Consider the following 16297-nt stretch of genomic DNA (forward strand, 5'->3'; position numbering starts at 1 on the left):
GGCCAATCAGCAGCGAGAGCAACACCGCCACCACGGCCAGGCTCAAGGAGTGGCCCAACTGGTGGGAAAGCTCTTCCAGCACGGGCCGCCCGCTCACCAGCGAGCGGCCCAGATCGAACTGGACGAGATCCCAGAGCCAGCCCAGGTAGGCGCCCAGGCCCGACTGGTCCAGCGCCAGCTCGGCCCGCACGGCCTCGGCGGCGGCGCCATCCACCATGTCATGCCCATAGCGACCGGCGGCAATGCGGTAGGCCATATCGCCTGGCAGAGTGCGGGTAATGATGAACGTCAGCGTGCCCACCAGCCAGGCCACCAGCCCTGCCTGCAACAGCCGCGACCACAGTAGTCGGCCCAATCCATGGTTCCAGCGTGATATCACTCTGCCCACCCCATTTGGTCGATGCGGTAACTGCGCTCCAGCGGATCGATGGAGAACCCTTCCAGGGCGCTGTTGACCGCTGCGGTTTGTTGATACCAGGCCACGGGAATCAGCGGCATCTGCTGGTGAAGGCGCTCTGCGACCAGCGGTGCCAGGTCATCGAGGGTCTGCTCGTCGGTGGCTTGACGCAGCGCGTCCAGCCACTGAGCCACCTCTTCGTCACGCCAGTTCATGGTGCCCCAGTCGCCGCCCATCGAGTTGGCGTCACTGCCGATATCGTCCATCAGCGAGCCCAGCGGGTTGGGCACCAGACCGTAGTTGCGGCCTACCAGGCCGACTTCCAGGCTGTTGTCGTGGTGGCCGGAAGGGATCTCGCTGGCGTTACCCATGGCGACTTCCAGCGCGACACCAATATCGCGCCACTGATCCTGCAGGGCAGTGGCCACGACCGGAAGCTCGGGGCGATCCGCATAGGTGCGCAGGGTCAAGGCAAACGGCTGGCCATCGCGCTCCAGCATGCCATCACGCCCTGCTTCCCAGCCCAGTTCGTCCAGCAGCGCTTTGGCGGCCTCGATATCCTGGGCATCCGCAGGGTCAAGCCCCAGGTGCCAGGGGCCAAGGCTATCCGGGAAGAGCTCGGCGGCCGCGGCTTCCGGGGTGCGCAGCAGGCCCGCCGCAATGCCCTGCCGGTCGATGGCCATGCTCAGCGCCTGACGAGCGCGCGTATCTTCCAGCAGCGCATGGCCTGCATTCAGTTTCAACATGATGGTGCGTGGCAGCGGCTCGGCGTGCAGCGCCAGCCGTGCGTTACGCGCCAGGCGTGCCTGGCTGGCAGGGTCCAGGGTGTACACGATATCGGCGTCACCGCTTTCGGCCATCAGGGCGCGGGTTTCGCCTCGGCTAACGGCCAGGTAGCTGGCGCTGGCAATGTTGGCGGGCTCCCCCCAGTAATCCTCGAACCGCGTGACGGTCATGCGCTGCGGGGGCGAGAGCGCCTCCACCTGATAAGGGCCGCTACCGATCATCGCCACGACGTCGCCATTATCGGCAAACGCCGCATCGGCAAGAATCAGCGCGGTGGAGTGTGCCAACAGGGCCGGCAGGGGCGAGAAGGGGCTTTCCAGCTCGATGACCACGGCACCCTGGTCGGCCCGCATCTGCTGAATCGGGGCGCTGTCGAGTATGCCCGGTTTGGCACGGGCGACTTCCAGGCTGTGGAGCGCTGCCTCGGCGGTCACGGCGCTGCCGTCATGAAAGGTGGCCCCCTCCCGCAGCGTGAAACGCCATGTCAGACCGTCTTCGGAGACCTCCCAGGCGCTGGCGAGTCCTGGGGCAAGCTGCCCGTTCGAGTCGGTGTCCACCAGGGTCTCGGCCACGCGCATGCGGCCAAATACATAGCCCGAGATGGCCGGGTCTGGCCCCTTGATTTCCCACGGGGCGACGATATCCAGGCGCTGTTCGTTCGCCCATGCAGCAGGCGTTACGGGTAAAGCCAGTAGGAGGGTGACTCCCGCAGCAAAGGCGTGCTTCATAAGAAACTCCTGATGGAATAAAAGGGTTATTTTATAACATATCAGGTTAGGTATGAAAGTCATTCTCGTCTGTGCAACGGATGACATTCACCTCTGTAGCCGCGACAATAGCCCGCCGGGCATATCGCCACCCGGGTCGTCGTTTCATGCCGTTAGTAGGGAATTCCATGCCGCCACTCAACATCCTCTATCAGGATGAGCATCTCGTTGCCGTGCATAAGCCTTCCGGGCTGCTGGTGCACCGCTCCGCCCTGGCGCGGGGAGAAACCGAATTTCTGCTCCAGCGCCTGCGCGACCAGTTGGGCAAGCGGGTATATCCCGTGCATCGGCTGGACCGCCCCACCTCCGGGGTCATGGTGCTGGGGCTCTCGTCGGAAGCGGCGGCGCTGCTGGCCGAAGCGTTCAGCGAACGCCAGGTGGAGAAGCGTTACCTGGCCGTGGTGCGCGGCAAGGCACCTGAGCAGGAGCGGCTGGACTACCCGCTCAGGGAGGAGGACGGCACCCGACCCAAGGCGGAAATGCCCGCCATGCCCGCGATGACCGACATTCGCCGCCTGGACAGCGTCGAGCTACCCGTACAGGTAGACCGCTACCCGGTGGCGCGTTACTCGCTGGTGGAGGCACGCCCCCTGACCGGGCGACGCCACCAGATACGCCGCCATTTGTCCCGTCGCGGCTACCCGATCATCGGCGACGCCAAGCACGGCAAGAGTGTCCACAACCGCTTTTTTGCCGAACAGCTGGCAGCGCCACGCCTGCTGCTGGCAGCGACTTACCTGGCCTTCGATCACCCGCTGCTGGATAAGCGCATTCAGCTTGGCTGTGCCGTGGACGACACCATGAAGCACCTGTTCGAGCAGTTTGGCTGGCAGGGGCATTTACCCCTGGATAGCGTGCGAACCCCGCCCATTGCCAAGCCTTCTGTCCTGCAAGCCCTGTGAGTCAGCCCATGTCATTGAATGAATCCACGCCCTCTTCCAGCGATTATGACTTCCGCTTTGGCGGTATTCGGCGCCTTTACGGCCAGCGTGCGGCGCAGGCATTTCGCCGTGCCCACGTGGTGGTCGTCGGGGTTGGTGGTGTGGGCAGCTGGACGGTCGAGGCGCTAGCCCGCTCAGGCATCGGCAAGCTCACGCTGATCGATCTGGACGACGTATGTGTCTCCAACGTCAACCGCCAGCTTCACGCGCTGGATGGCACGATTGGCCAGCCCAAAGTAGACGTTTTGGCCCAGCGCTGCCGCCTGATTGCCCCCGAGATCGAAATCATCGCGGATACCGCCTTCGTCACGCCCACCAATCTGGCCGAACGCATTCCCGACGACGCCGACCACGTGGTGGATGCCATCGACAGCGTCATCGCCAAGGCCGCGCTGATTGCCTGGTGCAAGCGGCGCAAAATCCCGATTACCGTCACCGGTGCGGCAGGCGGGCAAACCGACCCCACGCGCATTCAAGTGGCGGATTTGACCCGCACCGAGCACGACCCGCTGCTTTCCAAAGTGCGCTCCCGGCTGCGCCGCGACTACGGCTTCTCCCGCAACCCCAAGCGGCGTTTTTCGGTGGAGTGCGTCTACTCCGACGAGCAGCTGATCTACCCCGGCGCCGACGGCGAAGTGTGCCTGCAAAAGCCCGGCAGCGGCGATGCCACACGCCTGGACTGCGCTTCCGGCTTTGGCGCGGCGACCTTTCTCACCGGCACCTTTGGCTTCGTGGCCGCTTCAAAGGTGCTTGAGCGCCTCGCCAAAAAAGCCAATCAGCCTACCGTCACTCAAGCCATCCAAGAGGAAAGCGAATGACCACCCCGACCCCTGGCATTTACCGCCACTACAAAGGCAACCTTTACGAAGTGATGGGCACCGCCCAGCACAGCGAAAGCGAAGAACCGCTGGTGGTCTACCGCGCCCTCTACGGCGACTACGGCCTCTGGGTGCGCCCGCTGGCGATGTTCATGGAGAGCGTGACGAAAGAGGGCAGCACCCAGCCGCGCTTTGCATTGGAGAAGGCGTTTTAGGCGCTGACTCAGATAACACACCATCGCACAATGAGTGAGTGATGGTGTATCTGATCGTTTACAAGCCTGCTAAAGATGCCAAAACACCAAAAATAGCGCAGCTAGCCAGCACTGTGAGCATGCCTACGTTGAAACGAAAAATTGCGATCATGGCGCTTGCCGACAGCAATAGTGCCAGCAGGTCCAGAGTGGCTACGTCAGGTATCAGCAAACGAGCGCCCATGATGTGCCATTCGCCTACGTCAGCGAAGATGACGTGAAGCCCGAACCAGATGGCCAGGTTGAGAATTACCCCGACGACTGCAGCGGTAATGGCGGACAGCGCAGCGCTCAGGGCGCGATTGTCGCGTAGGCGCTCTACATAGGGAGCGCCCAGAAATATCCAGAGAAAACAGGGAACGAACGTTACCCAAGTGGTCAGCAATGCCGCCAGCGTTGCCGCTACCATGGGGTCAAGGCCTGTGGCCTCACGAAAAGCGCCCATAAATCCGACAAACTGCACGACTTGAATCAGTGGGCCTGGGGTGGTTTCCGCCATGCCCAGGCCATCCAGCATTTCACCCGGCGCTAACCACCCGTAATGTTGCACCGCTTCTTGAGTGACGTAGCCCAGTACCGCGTAAGCGCCGCCAAACGTCACTACCGCCATTTGACTGAAGAAGAGCGCAATCTGGCTGAATACATTGTCGCTACCGAATAGAGCCAAGAGCAGTACTACGGGGGTCAGCCATAACAGGAGCAACGTACCTGACATGCGCAGAGACCACTGGCGACTGGGGCGTGCATGGGCAGGCAGCCCTTCGCCAAGTAGAGAATCCCGGTCGCTCAGTACCGAGGCGTCGGCATTGCCATGGCCGCCTCCTGCTTGAAAGGCCGCGATGCCATGTTTTCCTCCCCAATAACCGAGTAGAGCGGCGCTCAGAATGATCAGTGGGAATGCCACTTCGAAAAAGAAGATGGCAATAAACGCGGCCGCAGCAAGGCTGAGCATGACCCGGTTTTTCAAGGCTCGCTTACCGATGCGAACGACGGCATTGAGTACGACGGCCAGCACGGCGGCCTTGAGCCCAAAGAAGAGCCCTTCAACGGCACCCACGTTGCCCAAGGTGGCATAGAGGTAGCTCAAGGCAAGAATAGCGATGAAGCCAGGCAACACAAAAAGACTGCCCGCGACCAAGCCGCCTTTGGTGCGATGCATCAGCCACCCGATATAAATAGCCAGCTGTTGCGCTTCTGGTCCCGGAAGCATCATGCAATAGTTCAGTGCGTGAAGAAAACGGCGCTCTCCAATCCATTTTTTTTCTTCAACAAGAATGCGATGCATCACCGCTATTTGCCCTGCGGGGCCACCAAAGCTCAATAGCGCTATTCTCAACCATACTTTGACGGCCTCGCGAAATGGGACGTGATGGGGCGACTCATTGATGGGATGCATGGAACACTCTTTGGTGAAGTGAGAGGTTTTTTGTAAAATGTATAACAAGTTAGTCATACGTACAACGAAGGAGCCGGTATGGCTGATCATGCACAGCATTGGTTAATACTGATCATGCGTCTTGCGGGACGGGCGGGTACCCCACGGATGAGGATTTGGCGGGCACTGCGTGGTTTGGGTGCTGCGGTGCTCAGAGATGGCGTGTATCTGCTGCCTGCCAGCCACTCGCGTAGGAAAGCGCTGGAGGAGCAAATGGTCGCTGTTCGGGAATTGAAAGGAAACGCACTGCTGATCGAAGTAGCCGAATCCGCCATCGATAGTGCTGATGTGCTGGCTTCACTTTTTGATCGCACATCAGATTTTCAAGCGTTGCAGGCGGATGTACTCGTCTGGCAGCAAGCATGTTCTCAATTGGAGGCGCGAGAAGCACAGCGCCAACTGACCCAGTTGCAACGTCGTTTACATAGTATTGTGGAGATCGACTTTTTTCCTGGACCAGAAGGCGAACAAACTGTCCAGGAATTGGCAAACGCTGAGACCCTCTTCAATCGCTGTTTTGTACCAGACGAGCCACGGTCAATTCAGGCTGACATCCCTCGGCTTGAGCGTGCCAAATTTTGCGCCAAAGTGTGGGCAACGCGTCGTCGCCCTTGGGTGGATAGGCTCGCTTCTGCCTGGCTGATACGGCGTTTCATCGATCCAGAGGCCCACTTTGTCTGGCTTGCACATCCAAGCCAATGCCCAGTCGGTGCGCTTGGGTTTGACTTTGATGGCGCAGATTTCACTCATGTTGGTGAAAAGGTGACCTTTGAAGTACTGATCGCAAGCTTTGGCCTTGAGCAAGATATGGGTTTGCAAAGGATGGCAGCGCTTGTTCACTACTTGGATGTAGGTGGCACACCTGTCGCAGAGGCTGTGGGATTAAAGCTTATGCTAGCCGGGGCCAGGGAGCGCTGTGACAACGATGATGTCTTGCTGCAGCACACAGATAGCTTGTTTGACGACCTCTATCAGGGGTATTTGGCGGGGAGTACAGGTTAAATTAACGTTGGCTGCCCAATGGCAATGGGTGTGCCTTTTGCTGGATATTGCGAGTGGATTAAGCACACCACCTGACCATTGGGTGGTGTGCTACCAATCCATGAATATCAAGGAAGCGCGGCGGAGCTGAGCTTCAAGTGCAGCAGCTCGGCGGCACTTTTGCCTGCTACCGCGCCCAGCACCACGGCGCTCAACAGCCCGTTGCCGGAAAGATAGCCGCTGTCGTTGGAGCCCGACACCCCGCGCGCCGCGCCGCCTGCGGCAAACAGGTTGGGCAGTGCCTGGCCCTGGGTATCGAGCACGCGGGCCTTGCGGTTCACTTCCAGGCCGCCCTGGGTATGGAACAGCGCCCCGGTGACGCGAATGGCGTAGTAGGGGGCTTTCAGCAGGTTGGCGGGTTCGAAGCGGCGGCCAAATGCATCCGTGGTTTGCTGCAAGGCGTGCTGCTGCATCTGAGTGAAGGTGGCTTGCAGTGCGCCCAGGGGGAGCTTCAGGCCCGTGGCCATCTCTTCCAGGTTTGAGAAACTGCGTACCGCGCCGCTCTCCTCGGCATTACGATAATCTTCGAACGCCTGCGCAGACTCATGAATGCGCGCATCATACAGGTTCCAGGCCACTTGCTCCGGCTGCGCCAGCACCTTGGCGGCCTGTTCGGAGTAGCCGCCATGCTCATTGGAAAAGCGCTCGCCCTTGATATTGACCTGAATACCCCCTTGCATCATCAGCGCCCAACTGATCAGCGTTTGGTGCGGCGTGGCGAGGGAGCCATGGCCCTGGCAGGCGCCCAGATCCTTGGTGCTCGCGCCCATTGCCTGGCCCCACAGCAAGGCATCGCCCTGGTTGCCTTCGTGGCCGTAATAGAGTGCGTGTTTCAGCGTGGGCAGGTAGCGCTCGACCAGCTCAGGGTTACCGCCATAGCCGTTGCAGGCTAGAATCAGCGCGTCGCAACCAATGCTTTCGCGGCTGCCGTCTGGGCGCTCCAGGGTGACGCCACGCACGCGCTGGGAGCTGTCCACGTGCAGATCCACTACCCGGGCCTGGGTCAGGATGTCGATGCCTGCGGCTTCGGCGGCGTTGAGCAGCGCGCCCATCAACTCTTCCCCAGTGCGCCGAGGCGTGGCGTGCATGCGCAGGTGGCGGTGGCCAGGGTAGAGAAAGCCTTCCACCAGTTCGAAAGGCACACCGTGCCGGTCTGCCAGCCACTCGATGGTGGGGCCGGATTGGTTGGCCAGCAGGTCGACGATGGCCGGGTCCGCCTCGAAGCCGTTCTTCTTTTGAATATCCTCTGCCATGGCCTCGGCAGAGTCCGTGACGCCTAGCTCATGCTGAAAGCGCGTATTGGCGGCAGGAATAAACCCCGACGACATCGCTGTGCTGCCACGGGGCAGAGCATCGCGCTCCAGCACCGCAAGCTCGATACCCGCTTCCTGTGCTGCCAGGGCGGCCACCAGCCCGCAGGCACCCGCACCGATGATCAGCAGCGGCAGGTGGGCATCGAAACCACCGGGTGAATAAGGAAGTATCGCCATTATGCTTGCTCCGCCGCTTGGTGGAAGGCGTCCAGAATCTCGCCCGCCGGGGCTTGCCATACGTCGGCATGCCCGCTGATGTGTGCCAGCACCTCTTCCAGGCAGGCAATACGGTGAGGCTGGCCCACCAGCCATGGGTGTAGGTTCAGCGCAAACAGCCGCCCACCCTGTTCCCGGGACTCTTCCAGCAGAAAATCGAACGCGTCTTTTACCTGCGTCACCCATGAGTCTTCCGAATGCAGGTTTTGGCTCATCACGAACTGATCTTCGATCTCGGTGGCCAGCGGCATCATGATTAATTTGCCCGTGTTGGTGTTACACGCGTAAGGCAAATCGTCGTTGACCCAGTCGGCGCAGTACTCGATGCCGTTGTCTGCTAGCAGGTCCAGGGTGTTGAAGCTCTGGTGCTTGGCGGGGCTGAGCCAGCCGCGTACCGGTTGGCCGGTCACTTGCCGCAGGGTATTCACGGAGCGCTGGACCAGCTCGGCCTCTTCTTCGAGGGGCTGGCCGCCGTAGTGCAGGTGGTCCATGTTCCAGCCGTGGGCAATGAACTCGCCGCCGTGCTCTTTCAAGCGCTGCACCAGATAGGGGGTCTGCTCGGCAAGCTGGGCGTTGATCGCAAACGTAGGCGTGATGTTGTGCGCGGCCAGCGCTTTCAGCACGCGATAGATACCCACGCGGTTGCCGTAATCCCGCAGCGAGAAGTGGCGCAGGTCCGGGTAGGGCATGGTCATGCCGTTGGGTACCTTGAACGGTACGCCGCGCTGGTCGAGCGGGTAGAACTGCAGCGATATGTTGATCCACACCGCCAATGTCTTGCCGCCGGGCCAGGTAATGGGGGCGCGCTCGCCCAGCATCGACCATGCATAGCGGTCGTGGTCGTAGCCGTGGCGACGCAAGGGGTAATCGAGATAGTCGTCGTTGAGCGCCATGTCGTTGGATGCCATAGGATTAGCCCTCCCTGCGTGCGGTGGCGGCCTGGGCCTGGATGCTGTCGAGGGCGGCATCGTAATGGTGGGCCAGGTAGTAATCGGCAATCTCGCGGCCCGTGGCGACCCACACATCCGGGTGGCCGGTGATGTACTCCAGCGCTTCTTCGAATGCCTTGATGCGGTGGGGGCAGCTCACCTGATAGTTGTGGGTGGGAATGCACATCACCGTGCCGGACTCTGCGCCCTCCAGGTACAGGCGGTCAAAGTGGCGCTTGAGCATGGTGGCGTACTGGCGCGGCTCGACCTTGTTCACCGCGTAGACGATGGTGTCGTTCATCTCCAGCGAGTAGGGCATCGAGATGAACCGCTTGCCGGAACGCACGCTGACCGGCGTGGGTTGGTCATCGTGGAACAGGTCGCAGGTGTAAACACCGCCTTGCTCGCCGAATAGCTCCTCGCCCACTTCGGCAAACAGGTCCAGGGTGCGCTCCGAATGGGAGAGCGCAGGCGCCAGATACCCGGCGCAGGCCTGGCCGGTGTGGCGATGGATGGTCTCCATGCTGTCGCGGATCATCGCCCGCTCCTGGGCTTCGCTCAGCCCATAGGTGTAGCGGGTGTTGTAGATGCCGTGGCTGAAGAACTCCCAGTCGCGCTCTTTGCACATCTGGATGATTTCTGGGTGGTGCTCGCAGAGCGCCACGGAAAGCGATACCGAACCACGAACTCCGTACTTATCCAGCAGGGCCATTTGGCGTTGGTGGCCCACCCGGTTGCCGTAGTCGCGAATGCTGTAGCCGGGCACCGACGGGTGGGGGTGCGGCCACGGCTTGCGGCTCGGGTTCTGCGGCGGGTCGATCTCGTAATACTCGATATTGGGGGCCACCCAGAAGGCTACCTTCGCGCCGCCGGGCCAGGTGATTTTCGGGCGCTGGTCGTAGGCCCAGTAGTCGTAAACGCCAAGTGACTCTTTCATCGTGGGCTCCTCGCCTTATGCATCGCCCTCGAGCCACGCCAGCACGTCAGCCACGGGCATGACATCGGCGTACTTGAGGTGCAGGTCGGTCAGGTTGGCGTAGTGGTAGCTCTCGTGCTTGTCGGCCACGCACTCCATGGGCACGATGGTGCGGTAGCCGCGGGACAGGCTCTCCACGGCAGTGGCGCGGATGCAGCCCGACGTGGAGCCACCGGTGATGATCACCGTGTCGACCTGGTGCCATACCAGCAGTGACTGCAGCGGCGTTTCAAAAAATGCCGAGGGCATGCGCTTGGTGTAGATTACGTCGCGGCTGCGGTCGATCTCGCAGCGCTCGTCGAACTCGGCACGCTCGGAGCCGTACTTGATGTTTTGCAGCGAGTCGGGGGTGTCGGTACGGGTGCCCCACACGCCTGCATCTTCGGCGGAGTCCAGGAAGGCGACATGGGTCCAGACCACCGGCCAGCCCTTCTCCCGAAAGCCACGCGCCAACTGGTTCGTATACTCCAGCTGTTTGGGGTCGGTTTCGTAGGCGGTCTTGAAGAGGTCGGTGCGGGTGTAGGCCTTTTGCGGGTCCACATTGACTAGCACCGCTTTCTTGCCAAAGCCGAAGGGCACTCGCTGCGGGTTGGCCATCACCTCGTGAAAGATCTCTTTTGCCGTTTTGTCGGTGGTCTGCATCATCGTCTCCTGAATCGTTATTGGTTGGCGGCACGGGTCACTAATCGCAACGTACCGATGAACGAGCGCTAGCGATTGTCGTACTGTTCGCCCAGCTCCAGCATCGCCTGGGTGCCCAGGTAGTCGTTGAGCTGTTTGAAATCGAGCATCTGCCCGCGAAACGCATCGGTGGTGCCATCCTCTTTCAGCGTGGCAAAAAAGCGGCTGGCCATGTGGGTGATGGCCCGGACCAGCGCACCTGGGAAAATCACCATCGAAAAGCCCAGCGCTTCCAGGGCTTTGGCATTTTTCAGCGGGGTGTCGCCGCCTTCCACCATGTTGGCCATGATGGGCACCTTGCCTTTGAACTGTGCCATGATCTTGCCGATATCTTCGTCGCTGCGAATGCCTTCGATGAACAGCATATCGACGCCCGCTTCATAGTAGGCCTGGGCGCGCTCGATGGCGCTGTCGGTGCCTTCGACACCCAGTGCGTCGGTACGGCCGATGATCAGCGTACTGTCGCTTTCCCGAGCGTCCAATGCGGCATGCAATTTGCCGACCATTTCACCTTTGGAGACCAGCGTTTTGCCACGCAGGTGGCCGCAGCGTTTAGGATAGGTCTGGTCTTCCAGCTGAATGGCATTGGCGCCCGCGCGCTCCAGCAAACGTACGCTGCGCATGACGTTCATGGCGTTGCCGAAGCCGGTATCGCAGTCCACCACCACCGAAAGCTGCGTGCGCTCGCGAATGTGCGACATGGCGGTGCAAATTTCGGTAATACTGAGCAGGCCAATGTCTGGGCGGCCCAACTGGGTGTAGGCCAGGCTGGCACCTGACAGGTAGACGGTGTCGAAGCCTGCTTGCTCGGCAAGCGATGCGCCGAGGGCATCGAAGACGCCGGGGGCCACGACGATCCTGCTGTCGTTCAAGTGCTGCTTCAGTTGGGCTGGCTGGTGCGCCAGGGGAGAGGAAGCCTGGTGGGAAGCCTGATGGGAAACATTGTGTTGGCGTGTCATAGCGGTCTCGTCATGTGGGGGGCGGGTTGCGCCAGCGCCAGGTCGTTCCAGACATCCTGGCGGGTAATCAGTCCATCGGTTAATTCGAAGCGGTCAATGAAGCGCACGCTGGCGCTGGTGCTGCCGTCCAACCACTCGACGGCCAGCTCGCCGTGGCACACGACGATGCTCTGGCGAGGTGTCAAACAGTGGTTCACGGCATGAAAGGTTTTACTGACGCGGCGATAACGGTGTCGGGCCCACGCCACCACGTCGTCGAGATGATGCATGGCGGGCGCCCCCGGAAACTGCATGACGACATGCTCGGCCAGACAGCGCTGGGCAAGCGGTAGATCGCGTGCTTCCATGGCGTCCAGAAACGTCAGCACCTGCTGCACGTCATGGGGGTGAACATCGAGGCATTGCGTATTCTTCACGGCGCATTACTCTTGTTGATATGGCAAATGCGGTATGCTGATACGGTGTTTTATATGTATTATATTTAATACATTTTTATGTCTATTGTTGTTCTCGCGTCAAGCCCGATGTGAATATTTTTTGAAGCATACCCTGGAGGGGCGTGAATGAGTGATGCACAGTCCTCGGCGGTGGGTGGGACTAAATCGCACCGGATATACCTGCTGCTGAAAGATGCCATTCTCAGCGGCAGGCTGCCCGCCGACAGCAAGCTGCCGGGCGAAAACAAGCTGGCCGAGCAGCACGGCGTTTCCCGCGTGACCGTTCGGCGCGCCATGGAGGCGCTGCAGTCTGCCGGGCTGGTCGATCGCAGGGCGGGGGTGGGCACCGTGGTGCTGGAGCAGCCGCTGGATGCCACGGTGATGACGGCCAGCGTCTCCAACCTGATGCCCAACATGGTCAAGATGAGCCAGGCGTCCCAGGTGCGCCTGCTGGAGTTTGCCTACATTCCGCCCCCGGAGATGATTCGCGAGCGGCTGGGCATGGCCAAGGGCGGCAAGGTGCAGCGTTCGGTGCGGGTGCGGATGGTCGATGGCAAGCCGTTTTCGCATCTGATTACCCACGTGCCGGAAGCCATCGCGCTGCACTACAACGAGATGGATCTGGCCAATACGCCGCTGTTCGTGCTGCTGGAGCGCAGCGGCGTGAAGGTGGACCACGCGTCGCAATCCATTTCGGCCACCCTGGCGAGCCATGACGTGGCCCAGGCGCTGGATGTCACCGTGGGCTCGCCGCTGATCTCCCTGACCCGCGTGGTGTTCGATGAGCAGGGGCGAGGAGTGGAGCATCTGGAGGCGCTGTATCGGCCTGATCGCTATCGTTTTCAGATCGATCTGGAGCGCAACGGCAATGGCGATGCGCGGTACTGGGAGCCCCGTGTGGGCGGTGGGCCCACCCAAGGCGAGGGGTAAGTAGGCATTTTTGCTCTGCTTTTAATGTATTAAATTTAATACAGATTTAAAATTTTAAAAAATACATTTGACCTGTGCTGGATAACTGCGCTAGTTGTATTGGGGTAACAATGACAAGCCTGGCAAGGCGCACTGAGGCCGCGAGTGACGACAATGAGTTCCCCCAAGACGCTATTCGACAAGGTATGGCAAACCCACGAAGTGCATCGCAGCGAAAGCGGCCAAAGCCTGCTGTGGGTAGATCGTCACTTTGTCCATGAAGGGTCGTTCCACGCCTTCAACAAGTTGAGCGAAAGGCAGCTGCCCGTCGCCCGACCAGACCTGACCTTTGGTATTGCCGACCACTATGTGCCCACCCAGGCACGCGACCTTGCCGACGTGGCAGACGCCAAGGTGCGCTCGATGATCGAGCAGCTCAGCCATAACACGCAACAGCACGGGGTGACGCTGTTTGGTCTGGAAGACCCTCGCCAGGGGATCGTGCATGTTTTGGGCCCCGAGCAGGGGCTTACTCAACCCGGTATGGTGATGGTGTGCGGCGACAGCCATACCGCCACCCACGGGGCGTTCGGCAGTATTGCTTTCGGGATTGGCGCGTCAGAAGTGGCCCATGTGTTGGCCACCCAAACCTTGTGGCAGAGCAAGCCCAAAGTGATGCGTATTACGGTGGATGGCCAACTGGCGGAAGGTATCACCGCCAAGGATATCGCCCTGACCTGGATTGCCAAGCTGGGGGCCGACGGCGCTCGCGGCTATGCCATCGAGTATGCGGGCGAGGCGATTCGGGCGCTCTCCATGGAAGCGCGGCTGACGCTATGCAACCTCTCCATCGAAGGGGGCGGGCGCTGCGGCATGATCGCCCCGGATCAAACGACGTTCGACTACCTGCGTGGACGCCCCTGGTGCCCGAAGGGTGAGGCGTTCGAGCAGGCCTGTGCGCACTGGGCGACGCTATGCAGCGACCCTGATGCGGAGTTCGATCTGGAAGTGGTGCTGAATGCCGACGAAATCGCCCCCACGGTGACCTGGGGCGTCTCGCCTGAAGAAGCGCTGCCCATTGATCAGCACGTGCCCGATCCTGCGCAATTGGATGACCCTGCCAAAGCGCGCCAGGCCCGGGAGAGCCTGGCCTACATGGGATTGACGGCAGGGCAAAAGCTTACCGATATCACCATCGACCGCGTCTTCATCGGTTCCTGCACCAATGCCCGGATCGAAGACTTGCGTGCCGCCGCCGCCGTGCTGGCAGGCCATGAAAGCCGCGTGCCGGGCATGGTGTCTCCGGGCTCGACCCTGGTAAAAGCCCAGGCCGAAGCCGAGGGGCTTGACCGTGTTTTCAAGGCCGCAGGACTGGAGTGGCGCCACTCCGGCTGTTCCATGTGTGTGGGCATGAACGGGGACCTGGTGGCCAGCGGCGAGCGCTGTGCGTCCACCACCAACCGTAACTTCAAAGGGCGCCAAGGCCCGGGAGCGCGTACCCATTTGATGTCGCCCGCCATGGTGGCCGCTGCGGCCATCAACGGGCGGCTGACCGACGTGCGCCAGCTCGCTTCCTCCTCACCCCGCGCCTCGGGAGAGCCGTCATGAAACCCATCACCATCCTGGACACTCTGGGGGTGGCGTTACCCGCCGCGAACGTCGATACCGACCAGCTGATTCCTGCCCGCTTCATGAAGGAGCCACGCAGCGTGGGGTACGGGCAGTTTCTGCTGCATGACGTGCGCCATGACGAACAGGGCCAGCGGGTGCCGAACGTCATGCTCAATCATCCCATGGCGAGCCAGGCGGAAGTCATGGTCAGTAGACGCAACTTTGGCGCTGGCTCTTCCCGCGAGGCGGCTGTCTATGCGCTGGTGGACGATGGCTTCCGCTGCGTCGTGGCGCCGAGCTTTGGCGATATCTTCGCCTCCAACGCCGTCAACAATGGCTTGCTGCCCGCCGTGGTGACGGAGGAGGCCGCAGAACAGCTGCTGCAGGCGCTGTCCGAGGCCCCTGCGCCTATCGTGGTGGACCTGGAAGCGCAGCATATTCGCGTCGGCGAGCTGTGCGTATCCTTTAGCGTCTCGGCCGTGTGGCGCACCAAGCTGCTGAACGGTTGGGACGATATCGATATGACCCGGCAGCATCTTGAAGAGATCGATACTTTCGCCGCGCACTACGAACAGCAGTTTCCATGGGTGGTGCCCGTGCCGCCCAGTGCCGCGATCATCAGCAAAGGATAAAGCGGCCCGGGCCAGGCGGCCGTCAGAGCAGCCACCCCGCGCCGTACATGACGGACCGATAACAACACGATGCACGCTTGCAACAATGGTTTTAGGCAGTAGATCAACACAATAACCGCTACAAAAGATCACCTTGTGCAGGAGACACACATGAAAAAAGTAACCCTTACGTTGGGCATGCTCACGGCGCTGGCGTCTACTCATGCCTTGGCGGTGGATCAAATCACCGCCGTCCATGCTTTTCCTCCTTCGCTGATCTACACCCAGAGCTTTCTGGAGTTCGTCGACAAGGTCAACGAGCGCGGTGAGGGCGTGGTGCAGATCAACGTGCGCGGCGGCCCTGAGGTCATCGGTCTTTCCGAGCAACCCGACGCGGTGCGCAACGGCGTGGTGGACATGGCCTACACCGCCGCCAGCTTCTATGCAGGCACGGTGCCTGAGCGTGATGCCATGGTGGCGTCCAATACCAACGCTATCTTTGCCCGTGAAAATGGCGGTATCGATCTGCTCAACGAGATCCATCAAGCGAAGATGGGCACCTATTATCTGGGCTGGTTCGATAGTGGCGTGAGCTACAACCTCTACACCATCAACGAGCCTACCATCGATGCAGAGGGCAACCTCAGTGTCTCGGGGCTGCGCCTGCGCAGCAACCCTGTCTATGATGCGTTCTTCCAGGACTATCTGGGCGCCCAGCCCATCAGCTTGCCGACCACCGATGTTTACGCGGCCCTCGAGCGTAGCGTGGTCAATGCCACCGGCTGGACGCAAATCGGCCTGAAAGACCTCAACTGGGATCGCTTCCTCAACTACCGGGTAGATCCCGCGTTCTTTTCCACGGACATGGGCGTGATCGTCAACCTCGACAAGTGGAATCAGCTCAGCCCCGAGGCCCAGGAAATCCTTCAGGAAGTGGCCATCGAGCACGAGCGTGACAGCGCCGAGAAGCTGGCAGCCCTTTCCGAAGAGCAGCAGGCCGCTCTGGAGGCCGATGGCATGCAGGTGATCACCCTGGAGGGTGAGGCCGGCGAGCGTTATGCCGAAGCTGCCCGTGAAGCCACTTGGGAACGTATGCGTCGCCAAATGGAGCGCCATCCCATGGGGCTGGAGCACTACGACACGCTGCTTGAGAAGTTCAACGACTTATAAGTAAGCGACCCTGGTGGGCGCTGCCCTGCTTGGGCAGCGCCCGCCG

General features: G+C 61.0%; 16 protein-coding genes and 1 pseudogene. 8 read left to right on the plus strand and 9 right to left on the minus strand.

What is annotated here, in order from left to right; translation table 11 throughout:
• Positions 1-355, minus strand: a pseudogene (locus tag B7L72_RS14475) (ABC transporter permease); the annotation flags it as partial.
• Positions 356-375: 20 nt separating this feature from the next.
• Positions 376-1911: an ABC transporter substrate-binding protein gene (locus B7L72_RS14480; protein WP_176212898.1), complete on the minus strand. Its 1536-nt coding sequence runs from the start codon at positions 1909-1911 to the stop codon at positions 376-378.
• Between the two features lie 167 nt (positions 1912-2078).
• Here B7L72_RS14480 and B7L72_RS14485 point away from each other — a divergent pair, with 167 nt between their 5' ends.
• From B7L72_RS14485 to B7L72_RS14495, 3 genes are read left to right on the plus strand one after another with little or no spacing between them, the layout of a single operon-like run.
• Positions 2079-2852 (plus strand): pseudouridine synthase, encoded by a 774-nt coding sequence (locus tag B7L72_RS14485; RefSeq protein ID WP_016914986.1) that lies wholly within the window; start codon positions 2079-2081, stop codon positions 2850-2852.
• A gap of 8 nt (positions 2853-2860) precedes the next feature.
• On the plus strand, positions 2861-3709 hold the full coding sequence (tcdA, locus tag B7L72_RS14490; protein WP_081195176.1) for a tRNA cyclic N6-threonylcarbamoyladenosine(37) synthase TcdA: 849 nt from the start codon (positions 2861-2863) through the stop codon (positions 3707-3709).
• Positions 3706-3924 carry a DUF1653 domain-containing protein gene (locus B7L72_RS14495; protein ID WP_081195178.1) on the plus strand — a complete coding sequence of 73 codons (219 nt, stop codon included), beginning with the start codon at positions 3706-3708 and terminating at the stop codon, positions 3922-3924. Before tcdA ends, B7L72_RS14495 begins: the two co-directional genes overlap by 4 nt.
• 58 nt (positions 3925-3982) lie before the next feature.
• On the opposite strand, the gene chrA is transcribed toward B7L72_RS14495, so the two are convergent.
• Positions 3983-5359 carry a chromate efflux transporter gene (gene chrA, locus B7L72_RS14500; protein ID WP_081195180.1) on the minus strand — a complete coding sequence of 459 codons (1377 nt, stop codon included), beginning with the start codon at positions 5357-5359 and terminating at the stop codon, positions 3983-3985.
• Positions 5360-5437: 78 nt separating this feature from the next.
• Between chrA and B7L72_RS14505 the strand changes: the two genes are divergently transcribed.
• On the plus strand, positions 5438-6400 hold the full coding sequence (locus B7L72_RS14505; protein WP_016914982.1) for a chromate resistance protein ChrB domain-containing protein: 963 nt from the start codon (positions 5438-5440) through the stop codon (positions 6398-6400).
• Positions 6401-6507: 107 nt separating this feature from the next.
• On the opposite strand, the gene B7L72_RS14510 is transcribed toward B7L72_RS14505, so the two are convergent.
• The 6 genes from B7L72_RS14510 to B7L72_RS14535 form a co-directional block, all read right to left on the minus strand.
• Positions 6508-7929 (minus strand): FAD-dependent oxidoreductase, encoded by a 1422-nt coding sequence (locus B7L72_RS14510; protein ID WP_016914981.1) that lies wholly within the window; start codon positions 7927-7929, stop codon positions 6508-6510.
• Positions 7929-8876 carry a polysaccharide deacetylase family protein gene (locus B7L72_RS14515; RefSeq protein ID WP_016914980.1) on the minus strand — a complete coding sequence of 316 codons (948 nt, stop codon included), beginning with the start codon at positions 8874-8876 and terminating at the stop codon, positions 7929-7931. The genes B7L72_RS14510 and B7L72_RS14515 overlap by 1 nt, the downstream gene beginning before the upstream one ends.
• Before the next feature lie 4 nt (positions 8877-8880).
• Positions 8881-9834, minus strand: a complete 954-nt coding sequence (locus B7L72_RS14520) for a polysaccharide deacetylase family protein (protein ID WP_081195182.1) — start codon at positions 9832-9834, stop codon at positions 8881-8883.
• Between the two features lie 15 nt (positions 9835-9849).
• A complete protein-coding gene (locus B7L72_RS14525) occupies positions 9850-10515 on the minus strand; it encodes an isochorismatase family protein (RefSeq protein WP_039180438.1) in 666 nt (221 codons plus the stop codon).
• A 68-nt stretch (positions 10516-10583) separates the two neighbouring features.
• Positions 10584-11513 carry an isocitrate lyase/PEP mutase family protein gene (locus B7L72_RS14530; RefSeq protein WP_081195184.1) on the minus strand — a complete coding sequence of 310 codons (930 nt, stop codon included), beginning with the start codon at positions 11511-11513 and terminating at the stop codon, positions 10584-10586.
• Entirely contained in the window at positions 11510-11929 is a 420-nt protein-coding gene (locus B7L72_RS14535) for a nuclear transport factor 2 family protein (RefSeq protein ID WP_016914976.1), read from the minus strand. The genes B7L72_RS14530 and B7L72_RS14535 overlap by 4 nt, the downstream gene beginning before the upstream one ends.
• Positions 11930-12076: 147 nt before the next feature.
• On the opposite strand from B7L72_RS14535, the gene B7L72_RS14540 reads away from it, so the two are divergent.
• From B7L72_RS14540 to dctP, 4 genes are all read left to right on the plus strand, one after another.
• Positions 12077-12880 (plus strand): GntR family transcriptional regulator, encoded by an 804-nt coding sequence (locus B7L72_RS14540; RefSeq protein ID WP_039180436.1) that lies wholly within the window; start codon positions 12077-12079, stop codon positions 12878-12880.
• 153 nt (positions 12881-13033) lie between these two features.
• A complete protein-coding gene (gene leuC / locus B7L72_RS14545; protein ID WP_081195186.1) occupies positions 13034-14467 on the plus strand; it encodes a 3-isopropylmalate dehydratase large subunit in 1434 nt (477 codons plus the stop codon).
• Positions 14464-15102 (plus strand): 3-isopropylmalate dehydratase small subunit, encoded by a 639-nt coding sequence (gene leuD, locus B7L72_RS14550; RefSeq protein WP_081195188.1) that lies wholly within the window; start codon positions 14464-14466, stop codon positions 15100-15102. Before leuC ends, leuD begins: the two co-directional genes overlap by 4 nt.
• A 150-nt stretch (positions 15103-15252) precedes the next feature.
• The gene (gene dctP / locus B7L72_RS14555; RefSeq protein ID WP_039180429.1) at positions 15253-16251 is read left to right on the plus strand and encodes a TRAP transporter substrate-binding protein DctP; all 999 of its coding nucleotides are present in this window, start codon (positions 15253-15255) and stop codon (positions 16249-16251) included.
• Positions 16252-16297 lie beyond the last annotated feature (46 nt).

It is taken from the genome of Halomonas sp. BC1, assembly GCF_002078135.1.
Classification (GTDB): Bacteria; Pseudomonadota; Gammaproteobacteria; order Pseudomonadales; family Halomonadaceae; genus Vreelandella; species Vreelandella stevensii.

What these genes read in the sequence shown, in the direction of transcription:
- B7L72_RS14480 (WP_176212898.1), bottom strand. Translation starts at nt 1,911, where the DNA reads ATGAAGCACGCCTTTGCTGCGGGAGTCACCCTCCTACTGGCTTTACCC.
- B7L72_RS14485 (WP_016914986.1), top strand. Translation starts at nt 2,079, where the DNA reads ATGCCGCCACTCAACATCCTCTATCAGGATGAGCATCTCGTTGCCGTG.
- tcdA (WP_081195176.1), top strand. Translation starts at nt 2,861, where the DNA reads ATGTCATTGAATGAATCCACGCCCTCTTCCAGCGATTATGACTTCCGC.
- B7L72_RS14495 (WP_081195178.1), top strand. Translation starts at nt 3,706, where the DNA reads ATGACCACCCCGACCCCTGGCATTTACCGCCACTACAAAGGCAACCTT.
- chrA (WP_081195180.1), bottom strand. Translation starts at nt 5,359, where the DNA reads ATGCATCCCATCAATGAGTCGCCCCATCACGTCCCATTTCGCGAGGCC.
- B7L72_RS14505 (WP_016914982.1), top strand. Translation starts at nt 5,438, where the DNA reads ATGGCTGATCATGCACAGCATTGGTTAATACTGATCATGCGTCTTGCG.
- B7L72_RS14510 (WP_016914981.1), bottom strand. Translation starts at nt 7,929, where the DNA reads ATGGCGATACTTCCTTATTCACCCGGTGGTTTCGATGCCCACCTGCCG.
- B7L72_RS14515 (WP_016914980.1), bottom strand. Translation starts at nt 8,876, where the DNA reads ATGGCATCCAACGACATGGCGCTCAACGACGACTATCTCGATTACCCC.
- B7L72_RS14520 (WP_081195182.1), bottom strand. Translation starts at nt 9,834, where the DNA reads ATGAAAGAGTCACTTGGCGTTTACGACTACTGGGCCTACGACCAGCGC.
- B7L72_RS14525 (WP_039180438.1), bottom strand. Translation starts at nt 10,515, where the DNA reads ATGCAGACCACCGACAAAACGGCAAAAGAGATCTTTCACGAGGTGATG.
- B7L72_RS14530 (WP_081195184.1), bottom strand. Translation starts at nt 11,513, where the DNA reads ATGACACGCCAACACAATGTTTCCCATCAGGCTTCCCACCAGGCTTCC.
- B7L72_RS14540 (WP_039180436.1), top strand. Translation starts at nt 12,077, where the DNA reads ATGAGTGATGCACAGTCCTCGGCGGTGGGTGGGACTAAATCGCACCGG.
- leuC (WP_081195186.1), top strand. Translation starts at nt 13,034, where the DNA reads ATGAGTTCCCCCAAGACGCTATTCGACAAGGTATGGCAAACCCACGAA.
- leuD (WP_081195188.1), top strand. Translation starts at nt 14,464, where the DNA reads ATGAAACCCATCACCATCCTGGACACTCTGGGGGTGGCGTTACCCGCC.
- dctP (WP_039180429.1), top strand. Translation starts at nt 15,253, where the DNA reads ATGAAAAAAGTAACCCTTACGTTGGGCATGCTCACGGCGCTGGCGTCT.